The sequence below is a fragment of the Bordetella genomosp. 9 genome (genome assembly GCF_002261425.1).
In the GTDB taxonomy this organism is placed as follows: Bacteria; Pseudomonadota; Gammaproteobacteria; order Burkholderiales; family Burkholderiaceae_B; genus Bordetella_C.
Window position 1 is genome coordinate 468,017 of sequence record NZ_NEVJ01000001.1, and the last position, 16,011, is coordinate 484,027.

Below are 16,011 nucleotides of genomic sequence, written 5' to 3' on the forward strand. Positions count from 1 at the left end.
ATGTGTCCCTGGGTAGTGTGCCGGGATATTTTTCCCTGGCCAGCCCATGCGTTCTTATGTTGTCGCGCCCGCGAAGGCCGCCATTCGCTTCGATACCTATCTGTTGACCCATGTCCTGGGCGTCACGCTGCTCCTGGCCCTGTTGGCCGAAGCGGTCAATCGCTCGGGATTGGACCTGGCCGTGTCCCGATATTTCTTCGACGCGGCGGCCAATACCTTCCCCTGGCGCGCTTCGCGCGCGCTGGAGATTCTCGGGCACCGCGTCGTGCTGGTGCTGCCTATCGGGGTTGCCGTCGCCGCGATCGCGGCCGCCATCGCCAGCCACTGGTTCACGGTGCTGCGGCCGTGGCGGGGGGCCTTGTGGGGCATCGCCGCGACCTGCGTCCTGGGGCAGGTCCTCATCTCGCAGTTGAAGCACTACACCGCGCTGCCGCGTCCGTACGCACTGGAGATGTTCGGCGGCTATGCCAACTACCCCACGCACTTCTGGGCGGCCAATCGCCGGGAAGGCGGCGGCGCGCTCCCCAGCAACCATGCCGGAGCGGGCTATGCGATGTTGTCGCTGTACTTCGCCGGCTGGGCCTTGCGCCGTCCCGAATGGCGCTGGGTCGGCCTGGCCGTCGGCATCGCCGCCGGGCTGATGTTCGCGCTGGTGCGCATCATGCAGGGCGCCCATTTTCTCAGCCAGACCATCTGGTCGGCCTGCGTCATGTGGGGCATCGCGAGCATCGTATTCGCCCCGCTGCTCGTGCGGTCGCCGCCGCCGCTAACCGTTGCCAAGCAGCACGCCAGGTAGCCAGAGCGAAAACGCCGGCACGTAGGTGACCAGGGCCAGCGTGGCCGCGCGTCAGAACGGACCGGCCTTGACGAAGGCGCCGCCCTGGTAGCGGGCGGCGGGATCGTCGGGCGCCAGGGCGGGCTGCGCTTCGGCCTTGGCACGGAATGGCTCCGACGTATCCTTGGGCTGGAAGCCCAGGTGCGCGGCGCGCGAGTTGTCCCACCAACTGTCGCGATTGGCCGATGCCCCGTACACGATGGTGTGGCCGACATGCGGCGTGAACAGCGACTGCGCGATCAGGTGGGTCAGATCGTCGTAGCTGAGCCAGGTGACCAGCATGCGCCTGTCCTTGGCCTCCGGAAACGACGAGCCGATGCGCAGGCACACCGTTTCGATGCCGTAGCGGTCGAAGTAGAAGCGCGAAAGGTTTTCGCCGAACGCCTTGCTGATGCCGTAGTAGCCGTCGGGCCGCACCGGCACGTCGGCATCGATGACCTGGCCTTGCCGGTAGAAGCCGATGACGTGGTTGGAGCTGGCGAAGACGACACGCTTCACGCCGTGCTTGCGCGCCGCTTCGTACAGGTTGTAAACGCCCTGGATGTTGGCGGGCAGGATCTCGTCGAAGGGACGTTCGACCGACACGCCGCCCATGTGCACGATGGCGTCCACGCCGGCCACCATGCCGTCGACGAAGCCGGCGTCGGCCAGGTTGCCGATGACGATTTCCTCGCCCGGCTGGGCGCCGCCCAGGTCGGCGATGTCGGAAAGCCGCAAAACGTCGGTGTAGGATTTGAGGCGTCCACGCAGGACTTTGCCCAGGCCGCCGGCCGCGCCGGTCAGCAACAGGGTGGGAACGCGTTGCGGGGAAGAAGAGGCGGGGGGGCCCGGCAGGGTCACGACGTTGTCTCCGTACTGGCGACGCCGGTGTTTACACCGCGTCGGTTTGGGTGTTCAATCGGGTAGCTTATAAGTCATCGTACAACGCGTGGGCAGTATAATGACGCCCCCAAATACCCGTCAAGCGCCCGTCAAGCGGAGCCGGCGACCAGGGAAAAATATATGACGACCACGTCCATGTCCGCCGAACTTCCCATGCGCCGCCGGCCTCGCAGCCTGGCGCAGGAATTGGTCGACAGCCTGTCCAAGCGCATACGCGACGGTGAAATCCGCCCGGGCGATAAGCTGCCCACCGAATCGGAAATCATGCGCACCTTCGGTGTCAGCCGTACGGTCGTGCGAGAGGCGCTGTCCCGGCTGCAGGCCTCGGGGCTGGTGGAAACCCATCATGGCGTGGGCACGTATGCGCTGAAACCGAATACCGGCGGCGATTTCCGCGTCGATCCGGCGGATATCGCGACGGTGCGGGACATCCTGGTCATCCTGGAGCTGCGCATCTGCCTGGAGACGGAAGCGGCGGGGCTGGCGGCCCTGCGGCGCACGGAAGAGCAGCTGGCGCAGATGCGGGAAGCCCTGAATCAGTTCCGCGCCGCGCTGGACCCCGGCGGCGACACGGTCACGCCGGATTTCCGCTTCCATCTGTTGATATCGCAGGCCACGGGAAACAAGTATTTCGCCGACCTGCTTTCGCACCTCGGGGCGGCGATCATTCCGCGCACGCGAATCAATTCCGCCAAGCTGGGCGATGAGGAGCGCGAGCCTTATCTGGCGCGGGTGAATCGGGAGCACGAGGATATCTACGAGGCCATCCGGCGCCAGGATCCCGACTCGGCGCGCGCCGCGATGCGCACGCACCTGAGCAACAGCCGCGAAAGGCTGCGCCGCGCGCAGGACCGCTGACACGCGCTGGCTCGGTGTTACGTGTGCCAACCACACGCGCTATGACGTGCTCGCGTCATAGGATGTATGACAACCCTGTCCGGTTTCTCCATACGAGCAGCCGGGCGCCCCTGGCGGTCAGTCCAGCGCCGGTAGCACCCGTCCAACAGCGGCGCCCCATGACAGGCGCGGATAGCCCGGCTTGACGCATTCAGCGCTGATCGCGACTTCGTCCCCATCCTGCAGGAAGGTGCGCGTCTCGCCCCAGGGCAGGGAGATGGCCGTCTTGCCGCCCTGGCTCAATTCCAGCAGCGAGCCCGCCTGGTCCGGCTCCGGGCCGGACATCGTGCCGGTGCCCAGCATGTCGCCCGGCTGCAGGTTGCAGCCATTCACCGTGTGATGCGCCACCAGTTGCCCGATGCTCCAATAGGCATCGCGGAAATTGCTCCGCGCCAGCGTGGCGCGCGGCGCGCCGTGTTCGCGCGACTGCTCCGTACCCAGCTCGGTACGCAGGCGCACGTCGAAAGCGCCGCTGGCGCTGTTGTGCGCGGACGAAAGATAGGGCAGCGGTTGCGGTTCGCCAGCGCCGCGCTGGAAGGGCACGCGAAACGGCGCCAGCGCTTCCAGCGTGACGATCCAGGGCGAAATCGTGCTGGCGAAATTCTTCGACAGGAAGGGGCCCAGCGGCTGGTATTCCCATGCCTGCAGATCGCGGGCCGACCAGTCGTTCAGGATGGTCATCCCGAAAATGTAGTCTTCGGCATGTTCCAGCGTGATGCGCCGGCCCAGCGCGTTGCCGGTGCCGATGAACACGCCCAGTTCGACTTCGTAGTCCAGCCGCGCGCACGGCCCGAAGACGGGCGTGCCGCCTTCCTGCGTCGGCCGGGTCTGGCCGACCGGACGATGGAAGTGCTGCCCCACGCCGATGCTGGACGCGCGGCCGTGATAGCCGATGGGCACCCATTTGTAATTCGGCAGCAGGGGATTGTCCGGGCGGAACTGGCGTCCGATCGCGGTGGCGTGGTGCACCGAGATATAGAAGTCGGTGTAGTCGCCGATGCGCGCCGGCACGGAGAATTCCGCATCGGCCTGCGCGACCAGCAGCGGCTCGATGCGCGCCTGTAGCGGCGAGCCCGCGCGCAGCGCGCGGGACAGGGCCAGGCGCAAGGCCGACCAGCAGGTGGCATCGAGCGCCATCAGGGCGTTCAGGTCCGGGCCCTGGCACGCCGCGAGCGCGCGGGCGGCGTCGCCGTCGAAGGGGCCTGCCTGCGCCAGCGCGGCCAGGTCCAGGATACGGTCGCCGATGCCCGTGCCCGGCCGCCAGCTTTCCGTCGAGCCGGCGCGCCGGAATACGCAAAAGGGCAGGTTCTGTACGGGGAAACCCAGCGCGTCGTCGTTGGCGCTTTGCAGCCAGCTGCGCAGCGCGGGGTCGTGGGTTTCGTTCAGCTCGGTCATGAGGGTGTTATCCGGGTGTAAGGGCTAAGCCCGTTGATTCGAAAGCCGCGGCCGCTAGGGCCGCGTCGGGTCGAAATGCTTGCGCAGTCCCTGCCAGCAGTCATCGTAGCCGGACTGCAGTTCCGGCCACGCCAGCGCCGCTTCCGTCGGCCGTATCACGCGGCGCGTTTCGAACATGAAGGCCATCGTGTCGCGGATATAGTGCGGCTTGGACGTGTCCGCGTTGGACGCCTTTTCAAAGGTTTCCGCGTCGGGTCCATGCCCGCTCATGCGGTTGTGCAGGCTGGCGCCGCCAGGCACGAAGCCTTCCGCCTTGGCATCGTAGACGCCCTGTATCAGGCCCATGAATTCACTGGCCACGTTGCGGTGGAACCAGGGCGGCCGGAAGGTATCCTCCATGACCAGGATGCGCGGCGGGAAAATCGCGAAGTCCATATTGGCCGTGCCCACGGTATCGGTAGGCGACGTCAGCACCGTGAAAATGGACGGGTCCGGATGATCGAAGCTGATCGAACCGATGGTGTTGAAACGCCGCAGGTCGTATTTGTACGGCGCGTGATTGCCGTGCCAGGCCACCACGTCCAAGGGGGAATGGTCCAGCGGCGCCCGCCAGAAACCGCCTTCGAACTTGGCGACCAGTTCGAAGTCGCCTTCCAGGTCCTCGTACCAGGCGACCGGGGTTTCGAAGTCGCGTACGTTGGCCAGGCCGTTGGAACCGATCGGGCCTTTCTCCGGCGGCCGCAGCGGCGCGCCGAAATTTTCCAGCAGATAGCCGCGCGCCGTGCCGTCCGGCAGCGTGACGCGGAAACGCGTGCCGCGCGGTATGACGGCGATTTCCAGCGGCGCGATTTCCATGCGGCCCAGTTCGGTATCCACCAGCAGGCGGCCGGCCTGCGGCACGATCAACAGTTCACCGTCGGCATCGTAGAAATATCGCCCGCGCATCGGCGCATTCGCCGTGTACACGTGGATGCCCACGCCGTTGTCCTCGTCGGGGCCGCCGTTGCCGCCTATCGTCGCGATGCCGTCAATGAAGTCCGTGGGCGTTTGGGGAATCGGCCGCGCGCCCCATCGCAGGCGGTTGGGCGAAACCGGCTGGGCGCCGAAGCGGCTGACCCAGCCGCCCGCCTGGGTGCACGCAACGAACGCGCCCTGGCGCGCGGACGGCCGGATGCGATACAGCCAGCCATGGCGGTTTTCCGCGCGCGGCGCCGTGAACGCCATGCCGGAAACGTGCTCGGCGTACAGGCCGTAGGGACAGCGGGTCGGCGAATTCCTTCCCACCGGCAATGCGCCGGGCAGCGCTTCCGTGGCGAAGGTATTGCCAAAGCCGGTCATGTAGCGCAGGGCCGCGTCAGCGGCGGCAGCGGGCTGCGAGCTCATGGAGTGTCTCCGTTCGTTGTAAGCGGCCCGTTCGAGGGCATGGCGCGCCGGCAGGGCGTCCGCAGGGGCCGCAAGGCGATTTTCCCCCGACCCGGGGCTTTGCCGCTAGGTGAATGGAAAAATATAGGCCATAAGTTTCATGAATAATGCGGGATAATCGGCGTCATGCCCGACCTGCGCGCCCTGGACCTGAACCTGCTCGTCGTCTTCCAGTACCTGATGGAAGACCGCAATCTTTCGGCCGTCGCGCGGCGCCTGGGCATCACGCAACCGGCGGCCAGCAATGCCTTGCGCCGGCTGCGCGCGACCTTCGACGACGCGTTGTTCGTACGCACCGCCCAGGGCATGCTGCCGACGCCCTATGCCCAGCACCTGGGCGGCGCGGTGGCGGACGCGCTCGGCACGCTGGCCCACGCGCTGGAAGCCCCGCCGCGTTTCGATCCGTCCAGCAGCAGCCGGCGCTTCCGCGTGGCGATGACGGATGTCGGCGAAATCCACTTCATGCCCGCCCTGATGGAGCATTGCGCGCGTCAGGCGCCGGGCGTGCGGGTGGAGTCGGTGCGGCTGCAAGGGCCGGAGCTGCAGCGCGAAATGGACGCGGGCCGGGTCGACATGGCGCTGGGCGCCTTCCATGGCCTGGCGGGCGGCCTGTTGCAGCGGATGCTGTTTCGCCAGGGCTATGCGACGCTGTTCCGCCAGGGCCATCCCACTGCCCATGAAGGCATGGGCCTGAAGGCCTTTCGCGCCGAACGGCATCTGCTGGTGTCGCATGCCGCGCCTTATGGCCAGGTCAACCAGGCCCTGGAAAAAGCCGGCCTGATGCTGGCGTCCCACTTCAGCGTGCCGCATTTCACCGCCGTGCCCTACATCGTCAGCGCCACCGATCTGCTGGCGACGGTGCCGCGCAAGCTGGCTGACAGCGCGGCGTCGCGCTTCGGCCTGGGCATCCTGACGCCGCCCATCCGTGTGGCCGCGCTGCAAAGCAATCTATATTGGCACGCGCGCTTTCAACGCGATGGCGGCAACCAATGGCTGCGCGCCTTGATCGTGGACAGCTTCGCGCAACGGTAGAGCCCGCTCGCGCGCTTGCCAGTCAGGCGTCGCGAGCTTGCCCGCCGTGCCGACCTGGGGGCGGGCGGCGCTTCAGGCGCGCTGGCATTTGACGCAATAGTAAGTGGCGCGCTGGCCCTGCACGATGCGGCGGATCGCCGTCCCGCATACACGGCACGGCTGCCCCGCGCGTTCGTAGACGGCGGCGTGGATGTCGAAATAGCTGCCGGGCTCCCCGCCCGCGCCGACATAATCGCGCAGCGTGCTGCCGCCGGAATTCAGGGCATCGGTCAGCGTCTGGCGGATGGCCTGCGCAAGGCGCTCGCAACGCGCCAGCGACAGCCGCCGCCCCGGCGCGGCCGGGTGTATGCCCGCGCGGTGCAGGCTTTCGGATGCGTAGATATTGCCTACGCCGACCACCGCTTCCCCAGCCAGCAGCAGTTGCTTGACCGGCGCCGCCCGGCCGCGGAACTGGTCGTGCAGCCATTGCCCGCCGAAACGCGGGTCGAAAGGTTCTATGCCTAGCCGCGCGAGCAGCGGATGGAACTCGACCGGTCCGGCGTCCGCGGGATGCCACAGCACTGCACCAAAACGGCGCGGATCGTGCAGGCGCAGGGTCGCGTGTTCGAAGATCCATTCCACGTGGTCGTGGCGGCGCGGCGCTTCGCCTTCCACCACCCGGCGCAGCGATCCCGACATGCCCAGGTGCACGATTTGCGTACCGTGCTCGAAACGCAGCAACAGGTACTTGCCGCGGCGGCCGCATTCCAGGACGGTGCGGCCGGACAATGTATCGGGAAGGTCGGCCGGGACAGGCCAGCGCAGGCGGGGTTCTCTTACGACCAGCTGGACAAGCGGCCGGCCCGTCATGACAGTCGCGATTCCCCGCCGAGTGGTCTCGACTTCGGGCAGTTCAGGCATCAGCCAGTGTAAGATGATCAGTTGCGTGTACAGATTGTGCCATTTATCGGACGGGACGCGTGAAGTCGTCGCATATGCATATCAAATATGGGTTCGCCGCGCTGATGCTGGCGCTGGCCGGCGCGTATTCCTTGCCGGCCCAGGCCGCGGAAAGGCATACCGCCGACACCATCGCGCCCCGCGTGCAGCGGGCGCCTCGTCAGGAACCCGATGTCATCCGCCTGCGTGAAGGCCAGCTGCCTTACGTGCGTCTGACTTCCGGCATCCTCTATCGGATCCTCGCGTCGGAAATCGCCGCGCAGCGTGGCATGTACGGCACGGCCGCCTCGACCATGCTCGGCCTGGCCAATGACGTCGCCGATCCGCGCGTGGCGCGCCGCGCGCTGGAGTTCTATCTGGCGGGCGGCAACCTGAAGGGCGCGCTGGAAGCCGCCCGCGTCTGGTCGCGCCTGGCGCCCAACGATCCCGAAGCCGGCACCACCGAACTGGCCCTGGCCGCCGCCAACGGCCAGACCGCCGGCCTGGGCGAAGCGCTGCGCAAGCGCATCGACGCCGCGCCGGACAAGACCGCCGCGATCGCCCAGGCCCTGGCGGTACTGGGCCGCATCAACGACCGCAAGACCGCGCTGGCCATCCTCGACCAGGCTCTGAGCCCGGCCACGCGCAAGCTGCCCGCGGCGCATCTGGCCTTGGCCGACGTGGCGCAGGCCGCTGGCGACAACGCCCGCGCCCTGCAGGAAGCGCAGGCGGCGCAGCAGGCCGATCCCAAGTCGGAAGCCGCCGCGCAGCGCGTCCTGGAATACGGCATGAAAGTCGACCCGCGCCAGGCCACCGCCGACGCGCGCGCCTTCATCGCCAGGCACCCCGACGCCCGGCGCCTGCGGCTGATGCTGGCCAGCCAGTTGTCCGATATGGGCGATTACGACGGCGCCCTGGCGGAATTGCGCGCGATGTCGCGCCGGTCGCCCGAAGACTTCGACCTGATGTTCATGCAGGCGCAACTGGCCTACAAGGCCGGTCGGCTGGATGACGCCCGCGGTTTCCTGGAACAGTATCTGGATGTGCAGAACCAGCGCCAGCACGCGCTGATTCCCGGCTCGTCGGACGCGCCCGGCGCGGCCGCCGATGCGCGCATCCTGCTGGCCCGGATCGCCGAAGACCAGGGCCGCTACAACGACGCCATCGCCGAACTGGGCAGGATCGACGATCCGGCCATGCGCTACCAGGCCCGCATGCGCCAGGCGACCCTGCGCGCCAAGCAGGGCAATATCGACGCCGCCCTGAAGATGGTGGACCAGGCCAACCCGCAGGATGAGGAAGAGCGCGTGCTCGGCGTGCTGACCAAGGCCCAGATCCTGCGCGACGCCGACCGGACCGATCAGGCGGTGGCCTTGCTGTCGGGCGCCGACCGGGCCATTCCCGATACGGTGGAAATCAAATACGAACTGGCGATGCTGTACGAGCGCCAGGATAAGATCGCCGACCTGGAGCGCCTGCTGCGGCAGGTGATCGCGCTGGATCCGGATCACGCCCACGCCTACAACGCGCTGGGCTATACGCTGGCCGACCACAATATGCGCCTGCCGGAGGCGCAGGAGCTGATCACCCAGGCACTGGACCTGTCGCCCGACGATCCCTACATCATGGACAGCATGGGCTGGGTGAAGTACCGCCTGGGCGATAACGCGTCGGCGCTGACCTATCTGCAGCGGGCCTATTCGCGCCGTCCGGAACCGGAAATCGGCACCCACCTGGGCGAAGTCCTGTGGGCGCAGGGACGCAAGGACGAGGCGCGCGCGATCTTCGCCGCCGCCGCCCGCAAGGATCCGAACAACAAGACGCTGCGCGACACCCTCAAGCGCCTGGGAGTCTCGTTGTGATCCTGGCACGTTGGCGCGCCGTCCTCGCGGCGGCGCTCTGCCTGCTATTGGCGGCCTGCGTGACGCCCGGCCGCATCGCCGGCAAGGGCGGCGCCGCGGAATTCTCCCGGGTCGGTCGCTTCGCGCTGACCGTCACTTACGACGATGGCAAGCAGGACGCGCTGCAGGGTGGTTTTTCCTGGCTGGACGACGGCCGCCGCTACGTCCTGGACCTGACCAACCCGCTGGGCTCGACGCAGGCGCGCGTGGAAGGCCAGCCCGGCATGGCGGTGCTGACCAAATCCGACGGCACCCGTTTGCAGGCCGCCGACCCGGATGCCCTGGTCGCCGATGCGCTGGGCAGCAGCATTCCCGTCTCGGGCTTGCGCGACTGGCTGCGCGGACGGTTGCCGGACCAGCCGCCCGCGGCCCAGGTGCAGCGCGATGCGTCGCAGCGCCCGGCGTCTTTCGAGCAAGGCGGCTGGCAGGCCAGGCTGTCGCGCTATGACGACATGGGGCCGCAGGTCCTGGTGCTGGAACGACGCGAACCGGATCGCCGCATTTTGCTGCGACTGGTCGTCGATCCTTCCTGAGCCATGAATCTCTACGATGTCCCGGCGCCCGCCAAGCTCAACCTGTTCCTGCACATCGTCGGCCGCCGCGCCGACGGCTATCACCTGCTGCAGACGGTATTCCGCTTCATCGGCCTGGCGGACACGCTGAATTTCGAAGCGCGCGCCGACGGCAAGGTGGCGCGCGTGGATCCCCTGCCGGACGTCCCGGAGGACAGCGACCTGACCGTGCGCGCCGCGCGCGCGCTGCAGGCCGCCACGGGTACGCGCCAGGGCGTGTCCATCGGGCTGGAAAAGCGCATACCCATGGGAGGCGGCCTGGGCGGCGGATCGAGCGACGCCGCCAGCACGCTGATCGCCTTGAACCGCTTGTGGAATACGGGGCTGTCGCGCGCCGAACTGATGCGCCTGGCGCTGCCCCTGGGGGCCGACGTGCCCGTCTTCATATTCGGCCAGTCGGCCTTCGCCGAAGGCATAGGCGACGCCCTGGCCGCCGTGCCGCTGCCCGAGCGCGCCTATGTGGTGGCCCAGCCCGACGCCAGCGTGCCGACGCCCGTCGTATTCGGTGATCCGGATTTGACAAGGGATACGGCATGTATCACAATAGCGGACTTTCTCGCTTCGACAGTTTTCGGCGAATTGCCTTCAAACGCAATGTTTGGCCGGAACGACATGGAGCCTGTGGTCTACAAGCGTTTTCCGGAAGTTTCCCGGGCCGCTGAATGGCTGGCAAGCTCGGATGTTGGAATCGTTGCGCGGATGTCGGGTTCCGGTGCGTGTCTGTTCGCCGAATTTCCCGATATGCCGGCGGCGATTTTGGCGGAGCGAAAAATAGCCGCTACAATGCGCGACGCCGGTAAAATGGCGGATAAGTCGCAGGCAGTGCGTGAATCGCCTGTGCGGTTCCGGTTGGTGCAGGCGAGTCCTGGGTTGATCGAGCATCCGTTGCGGCACTGGATTGCAAGCTAGTGGGGAGTCGCCAAGTTGGTTAAGGCACCGGATTTTGATTCCGGCATGCGAAGGTTCGAATCCTTCCTCCCCAGCCCAACATATCTATAGAAAAAGCTGTTGAACACGCCCGCCTCGCCGGCCCAGGTTCAGCAGCTTTTTTGTTTGTCTTCGAAACGACTGTTCGAAACGAACTAAGCGTCTGCATCATGACAAAAGAAAGTTTCATGATTTTCACCGGCACCGCGAACACGCGGCTGGCCGTCGATGTGGCCAATCATCTGGACATGTCGCTGGGCAAGATGTCCGTCGGTCGCTTTTCCGACGGCGAAGTCATGGTGGAAATCAACGAGAACGTCCGCGGCAAGGATGTCTTCGTTCTGCAGCCCACCTGTGCGCCGACGAATGACAACCTGATGGAAATCATGGTCATGGTGGATGCGCTGCGCCGCGCGTCCGCCGGCCGCATCACCGCCGCCATTCCGTATTTCGGCTATGCGCGCCAGGATCGCCGTCCGCGATCCGCCCGCGTGGCCATTTCGGCCAAGGTCGTGGCGAATATGCTGCAGGTCGCCGGTGTCGACCGCGTGCTGACCATGGACCTGCATGCCGACCAGATCCAGGGTTTCTTCGATATCCCGGTGGACAACATCTACGCCGGCCCGATCCTGCTGGGCGATATCTGGCGCCGCAATTTCGCCAACCTGGTCGTCGTGTCGCCCGACATCGGCGGCGTGGTGCGGGCCCGCGCGCTGGCCAAGCAGCTGGAAGCCGACCTGGCCATCATCGACAAGCGGCGCCCGCGCGCCAATGTGTCGGAAGTCATGAACATCATCGGCGAAGTCGACGGCCGCACCTGCATCATCATGGATGACATGGTGGATACCGCCGGCACGCTGTGCAAGGCGGCCCAGGCGCTCAAGGAGCGCGGCGCCGGCGCGGTGTATGCCTATTGCACCCATCCCGTGCTGTCGGGCGGCGCCGTCGACCGCATCCAGGCGTCCGACCTGGACGAGCTGGTCGTCACGGACACCATTCCCTTGTCCGAGCATGCCCGCTCCGTCGGCAAGATCCGCCAGCTGTCGTGCGCCGGCCTGCTGGGCGAAACGATATTGCGTATTTCGAACGCGGAATCGGTCAGCTCGCTGTTCGCCGACTGAGTCCGCTTCCCGTCTTCTGCTTGCCCGCTGGTCGCGGCGGGTAAGCAAAGCCACGGTCCGCATGGTGCGGCCGTGTTTTTTTCAGGAACACCCAGGTGTTCCATGTTTGGAGTCCTCCATGAAATTCAACGCCACTGCGCGTAGCGTCCAGGGTTCGAGTGCGAGCCGCCGCCTGCGCCGCGCGGGCCGGGTTCCCGCCATCGTTTACGGTGCGGGCAGCCAGCCCCTGAACATCGAACTCGATCACAACGAGATCTACCACGCCCTGCGCAAGGAAGAGTTCCACTCCTCCATCCTCGACATGCAAGTCGAAGGCGGCAAGGGCGAGCAGGTGCTGCTGCGCGCCGTTCAATGGCACGCCTACAAACAGCAAGTGCTGCACGTCGATTTCCAGCGTGTGGATTCTTCGAAGGTCCTGCATACCAAGGTGCCGCTGCACTTCATGAACGCCGAAGTTTCGCCGGCCGTGAAGCTGAGCAGCGCGATCATCACCCACGTGCTGAACGAAATCGAAGTCGCCTGCCTGCCGGGCGACCTGCCGCAGTACATCGAAGTCGACCTGTCCAAGCTGATCGGCGGTGCTTCGCTGCACCTGTCGGATGTGCAGCTGCCCAAGGGCGTCACCTATATGTCGCACGGCGGCGACACCAACCCGGTGCTGGCGTCCGCGCTGGTCAAGGGTGGCGCGGCCGACGCTGGTGACGAAGAAGCCGAAGGCGGCGACGCCACCCCGGCTGCCTGATCGCCCTAGTCGTGCACGTCGCGCCAGCCGGGCCATCGGCCTGGCTGCGCACTACGAACCCCGCGTGTGGTCTACCATACGCGGGGTTTTTCTTTTCCGCACCGCCATCCATCAGTCATGTCCACACCCATCCGCTTGATCGTCGGCCTGGGCAATCCCGGGCCCGAATATGAAACCACCCGCCACAACGCGGGCTTCTGGCTGGCCGACCATATCGCCGACGATCTGCGCGCCAGCTTCGCGATGGAGAAGGGGTTCAACGGCTTCGTCGCCAAGGCCCGCCATGGCGGCGAGAACGTTGTGCTGCTCAAGCCGATGACGTACATGAACCGTTCCGGACAGTCGGTCGGCGCGCTCGCGCGCTTCTACAAAACGGCGCCCGAGCAGATACTGGTGCTGCATGATGAGCTGGACCTGCTGCCGGGACAGGTCAAGCTGAAGCAGGGCGGCGGCCATGCGGGCCATAACGGCCTGCGCGATATCCAGGCCGCGCTGGGCAGCCCGGCGTTCTGGCGGCTGCGCATCGGCATCGGCCATCCGCGCACGCTGGGGCTGGCCCAGCAGGTGGCCGATTTCGTGCTGCACCAGCCGCGCCGCGAGGAAATGACCGCCATCGAGGCCGTCATCGATCGTTGCCGAGCCGTTATCCCCATGCTGCTGGACGGCGACTTCACGCGCGCCACGCAGCAGCTGCATCGCGCGAACGAGGCCTGACCATGGGCCGGCACATCGGCGGCACCCTGCCGCGCCTGCGCGCCGACATCGCGGATTTCTGGCGCTTCCTGCGGCGGCCCACGCTGCGCCACCTGCCGCCCCACCGCCTGGGGCGCGGGCAGCGCGCCGACTGGCTGCCGCCCGTGCGGGCGCGCCGGCTGCTGGCCTGGGTGGCCATGCTCTGGGTGATCAACCTCTTCGCGCTGGGGCCGTTGGCCGTCGCGGTGGCGACCCTGGGCGGCGCCCATCACAAGCTGGAGATGGGCGCGATACCGTGGTTCACCGCGATCGTATGGGCGCCCATCGTCGAGGAAATGCTGTTCCGCTATGGCCTGCGCCGACCGGTGCAGGCCTTGTGGGTGGTGCCCTTGATGATCTGGCCCCTGCTGAAGGGGCCGAACCCCTGGACCGCGGCGCTGGTGGTGCTGGTACTGGCGGCCATCGCGTGGACCCAGCGGGACGGCGGCGCGGCGCGCCGGGAATGGAGCTGGGACTGGCGGCGGCGCTACGTGCGCTACTTCCCGTGGATACTGCATTCGGCGACGCTGGTGTTCGCTGGCATGCATCTGGGCAATTTCTATCTGAACCACACGCCGTTGTGGCTGATGCCGCTGCTGGTGCTGCCGCAATGGCTGACCGGGCTGGTGTTGAGCTGGATGCGCACGCGTCGCGGCATCGGCGCGTCGATCATGATGCACGCCATGTTCAATGCGGGACCGGTGCTGCTGGTGCTGGCGCTGATGAAGTGGGCGCCGGAGATCGTGTCGTAGACCGACTGAGGGTCCTGTGGTTGCGACGTTTTGTCACGCGAGCCGCGTTCTTGTGGGGCGTCGCAATGGGCGGTCGGGGTCTGTAACTACGCGACATGGCCGCGCGCGGATGGGCACGTACCATTCGGTGCTCTGCAACCGGGATGGGTATGCCATGAAAAAACTAGTCGCCGCCAGCCTGTTCGCATGCGCCTTGCTGCCGCTGGGCTCGGCTCAAGCGGACCGGGATAAACGCGAACCGGACGAGGGCTACGTCATCGCCGACGGCCGCGAGTACACGGACAACTACAAGGGCAAGCACAAGGATCAGTATCGCGATGGCGATTGCGAGGTCAAGCGCAAGTGGAAGAAAAACGGCGAGTACCAGGAACAACGCAAATGCAAGCCGCAGAAGTACGTCGAGCCGGTGGTGGTGCCCGTGTATCCGGTCGCGCCGGCCGGGCCCGGGATTACGATCAACGGGACGGCGGTGATCCGGCCTTGATCGGGTCTTGGTCTGGGCTTGATCCGGGTCTGATCAGGTCTCGATCAGGTCTTGATCAGGTCTTGACGCGCGCCTGGTCAGTGTCTTAACCAACCCAGGACACCCCTCGCCGTGGCGCGGCCGCTGGCGATGCAGGCGGTCAGCAGATAGCCCCCGGTGGGCGCCTCCCAGTCCAGCATCTCTCCGGCGCAGAACACGCCAGGCAGGCGCTTCAGCATGAAGTTCGCGTCCATCGCATCGAAGCGCACGCCGCCGGCCGTGCTGATCGCCTCATCGATGGGGCGGGTCGCGGTCAGGACCAGCGGCAAGGCCTTGATGGCCTGGGCCAGCCGGCGGGTGTCCAGCATCGCTTCCTTGTCGAGCACTTCCCGCAGCAGCGCGGCCTTTACGCCGGCGATGCCGACGCGGCTTTGCAGATGCGATGACAACGAACGTGCGCCGCGCGGGTGCGAGACATCCTCCAGCACCCGTTCCGCGCCGCGGTCGGGGAGCAGGTCCAGCGTCAGCGTGGCACGGCCATCGCGTTCGAGCTGGTCCCGCAGCGATGCGGACAAGGCATAGATCAGGCTGCCCTGAACGCCGTGCTCGCTGACCACGAATTCGCCCCGGCGGCGCAGGGTCGCGCCAGCCTTGCCTTTGATCGGATCGTCGGCCATGCAACTGGCGACGACATTCTTGACCGGTTCGCCCGCGAACTTGTCGCGGAAGAATTGCGACCATGCCACGTCGAAACCGCAGTTCGACGGCTTCAGCGCTTCGATGGCGACGCCATGTTCAGCCAGCAGCGAGATCCAGGCGCCGTCCGAGCCCAGCCTGGCCCAGCTCCCGCCGCCCAGCGCCAGGACGACCGCGGCGGCCTCGTGCGTCGTCTCACCGTCGGGCGTGGCGAAGCGCAGCCGGCCACTGCCCTCCCAGCCGACCCAGCGATGCCGCGCGTGCGTCACTACGCCGTGCTCGCGCAGCCGATGCACCCAGGCGCGCAGCAGCGGCGCCGCTTTCATCTCGCGCGGGAAAACGCGGCCGGACGTACCGACGAAGGTTTCAACGCCCAGGCCCCGGGCCCAATCGCACAGCGCCCGCGGATCGAAGGCGCGCACCAGCGGCGCCAGCTCGCCCTGCCGGGCGCCGTAGCGCGCCAGGAATGCGTCCAGCGGTTCGCTATGCGTCAGGTTAAGCCCGCCCCGGCCGGCCATCAGGAACTTGCGGCCCAGCGACGGCATGGCGTCGAACAGGTCGACGCCCATGCCGGCTTCGGCAAGGACTTCGGCGGCCGCCAGGCCAGCAGGACCGCCGCCGACAATGGCGACGCGGGTGGGGGGATGAGACATGCGGGGAGTTTAGACGCTTGGCCGCGGAGCCGTGATTTCGAGGTCGTCACTGCCATCGCGCCGACCGGTTA

General features: G+C 66.8%; 15 protein-coding genes, 1 tRNA gene and 1 pseudogene. 12 read left to right on the forward strand and 5 right to left on the reverse strand.

The window, feature by feature from the left end; translation table 11 throughout:
• Window positions 1-46: 46 nt before the first annotated feature.
• Window positions 47-796: a phosphatase PAP2 family protein gene (locus CAL26_RS02055; protein ID WP_094845268.1), complete on the forward strand. Its 750-nt coding sequence runs from the start codon at window positions 47-49 to the stop codon at window positions 794-796.
• 51 nt (window positions 797-847) lie between these two features.
• On the opposite strand, the gene CAL26_RS02060 is transcribed toward CAL26_RS02055, so the two are convergent.
• Window positions 848-1,675: an NAD-dependent epimerase/dehydratase family protein gene (locus CAL26_RS02060; protein WP_256987876.1), complete on the reverse strand. Its 828-nt coding sequence runs from the start codon at window positions 1,673-1,675 to the stop codon at window positions 848-850.
• A 162-nt stretch (window positions 1,676-1,837) separates the two neighbouring features.
• On the opposite strand from CAL26_RS02060, the gene CAL26_RS02065 reads away from it, so the two are divergent.
• On the forward strand, window positions 1,838-2,575 hold the full coding sequence (locus tag CAL26_RS02065) for a FadR/GntR family transcriptional regulator (protein WP_256987878.1): 738 nt from the start codon (window positions 1,838-1,840) through the stop codon (window positions 2,573-2,575).
• Between the two features lie 117 nt (window positions 2,576-2,692).
• On the opposite strand, the gene fahA is transcribed toward CAL26_RS02065, so the two are convergent.
• Both fahA and hmgA read right to left on the reverse strand, forming a co-directional pair.
• A complete protein-coding gene (gene fahA / locus CAL26_RS02070; RefSeq protein ID WP_094845269.1) occupies window positions 2,693-4,009 on the reverse strand; it encodes a fumarylacetoacetase in 1,317 nt (438 codons plus the stop codon).
• A gap of 54 nt (window positions 4,010-4,063) precedes the next feature.
• Window positions 4,064-5,392, reverse strand: a complete 1,329-nt coding sequence (gene hmgA / locus CAL26_RS02075; protein WP_094845270.1) for a homogentisate 1,2-dioxygenase — start codon at window positions 5,390-5,392, stop codon at window positions 4,064-4,066.
• Between the two features lie 165 nt (window positions 5,393-5,557).
• On the opposite strand from hmgA, the gene CAL26_RS02080 reads away from it, so the two are divergent.
• The gene (locus CAL26_RS02080) at window positions 5,558-6,463 is read left to right on the forward strand and encodes a LysR family transcriptional regulator (RefSeq protein ID WP_094845271.1); all 906 of its coding nucleotides are present in this window, start codon (window positions 5,558-5,560) and stop codon (window positions 6,461-6,463) included.
• Window positions 6,464-6,535: 72 nt separating this feature from the next.
• On the opposite strand, the gene mutM is transcribed toward CAL26_RS02080, so the two are convergent.
• Window positions 6,536-7,363 (reverse strand): bifunctional DNA-formamidopyrimidine glycosylase/DNA-(apurinic or apyrimidinic site) lyase, encoded by an 828-nt coding sequence (gene mutM / locus CAL26_RS02085; protein ID WP_094845272.1) that lies wholly within the window; start codon window positions 7,361-7,363, stop codon window positions 6,536-6,538.
• Between mutM and CAL26_RS02090 the strand changes: the two are divergent.
• The 9 genes and pseudogenes from CAL26_RS02090 to CAL26_RS02130 all read left to right on the forward strand — a co-directional run bounded on the left by CAL26_RS02090 (window position 7,362) and on the right by CAL26_RS02130 (window position 14,612).
• Window positions 7,362-9,243 (forward strand): annotated as a pseudogene (locus tag CAL26_RS02090) (tetratricopeptide repeat protein). The gene mutM and the pseudogene CAL26_RS02090 sit on opposite strands and share 2 nt — an antisense overlap.
• A 2-nt stretch (window positions 9,244-9,245) precedes the next feature.
• Window positions 9,246-9,815, forward strand: coding sequence for a lipoprotein insertase outer membrane protein LolB (gene lolB / locus CAL26_RS02095; protein WP_094845977.1), 570 nt, complete (start codon window positions 9,246-9,248; stop codon window positions 9,813-9,815).
• Window positions 9,816-9,818: 3 nt separating this feature from the next.
• Window positions 9,819-10,763, forward strand: coding sequence for a 4-(cytidine 5'-diphospho)-2-C-methyl-D-erythritol kinase (ispE, locus tag CAL26_RS02100; protein ID WP_094845274.1), 945 nt, complete (start codon window positions 9,819-9,821; stop codon window positions 10,761-10,763).
• A tRNA-Gln gene (locus tag CAL26_RS02105) sits at window positions 10,764-10,837 on the forward strand.
• A 114-nt stretch (window positions 10,838-10,951) separates the two neighbouring features.
• Window positions 10,952-11,902 carry a ribose-phosphate pyrophosphokinase gene (locus CAL26_RS02110; protein WP_179283214.1) on the forward strand — a complete coding sequence of 317 codons (951 nt, stop codon included), beginning with the start codon at window positions 10,952-10,954 and terminating at the stop codon, window positions 11,900-11,902.
• A 118-nt stretch (window positions 11,903-12,020) separates the two neighbouring features.
• Window positions 12,021-12,644 (forward strand): 50S ribosomal protein L25/general stress protein Ctc, encoded by a 624-nt coding sequence (locus CAL26_RS02115; protein WP_094845275.1) that lies wholly within the window; start codon window positions 12,021-12,023, stop codon window positions 12,642-12,644.
• 117 nt (window positions 12,645-12,761) lie between these two features.
• Window positions 12,762-13,358 carry an aminoacyl-tRNA hydrolase gene (gene pth, locus CAL26_RS02120; RefSeq protein ID WP_094845276.1) on the forward strand — a complete coding sequence of 199 codons (597 nt, stop codon included), beginning with the start codon at window positions 12,762-12,764 and terminating at the stop codon, window positions 13,356-13,358.
• Between the two features lie 2 nt (window positions 13,359-13,360).
• Complete coding sequence (locus CAL26_RS02125) at window positions 13,361-14,128, forward strand: CPBP family glutamic-type intramembrane protease (RefSeq protein WP_094845277.1); 768 nt, start codon at window positions 13,361-13,363, stop codon at window positions 14,126-14,128.
• Between the two features lie 154 nt (window positions 14,129-14,282).
• Window positions 14,283-14,612 carry a hypothetical protein gene (locus CAL26_RS02130; protein WP_256987879.1) on the forward strand — a complete coding sequence of 110 codons (330 nt, stop codon included), beginning with the start codon at window positions 14,283-14,285 and terminating at the stop codon, window positions 14,610-14,612.
• A gap of 77 nt (window positions 14,613-14,689) precedes the next feature.
• Here the strand turns inward: CAL26_RS02130 and CAL26_RS02135 are convergent, their stop codons facing one another.
• The gene (locus CAL26_RS02135; RefSeq protein WP_094845278.1) at window positions 14,690-15,940 is read right to left on the reverse strand and encodes a TIGR03862 family flavoprotein; all 1,251 of its coding nucleotides are present in this window, start codon (window positions 15,938-15,940) and stop codon (window positions 14,690-14,692) included.
• Window positions 15,941-16,011: the final 71 nt, after the last annotated feature.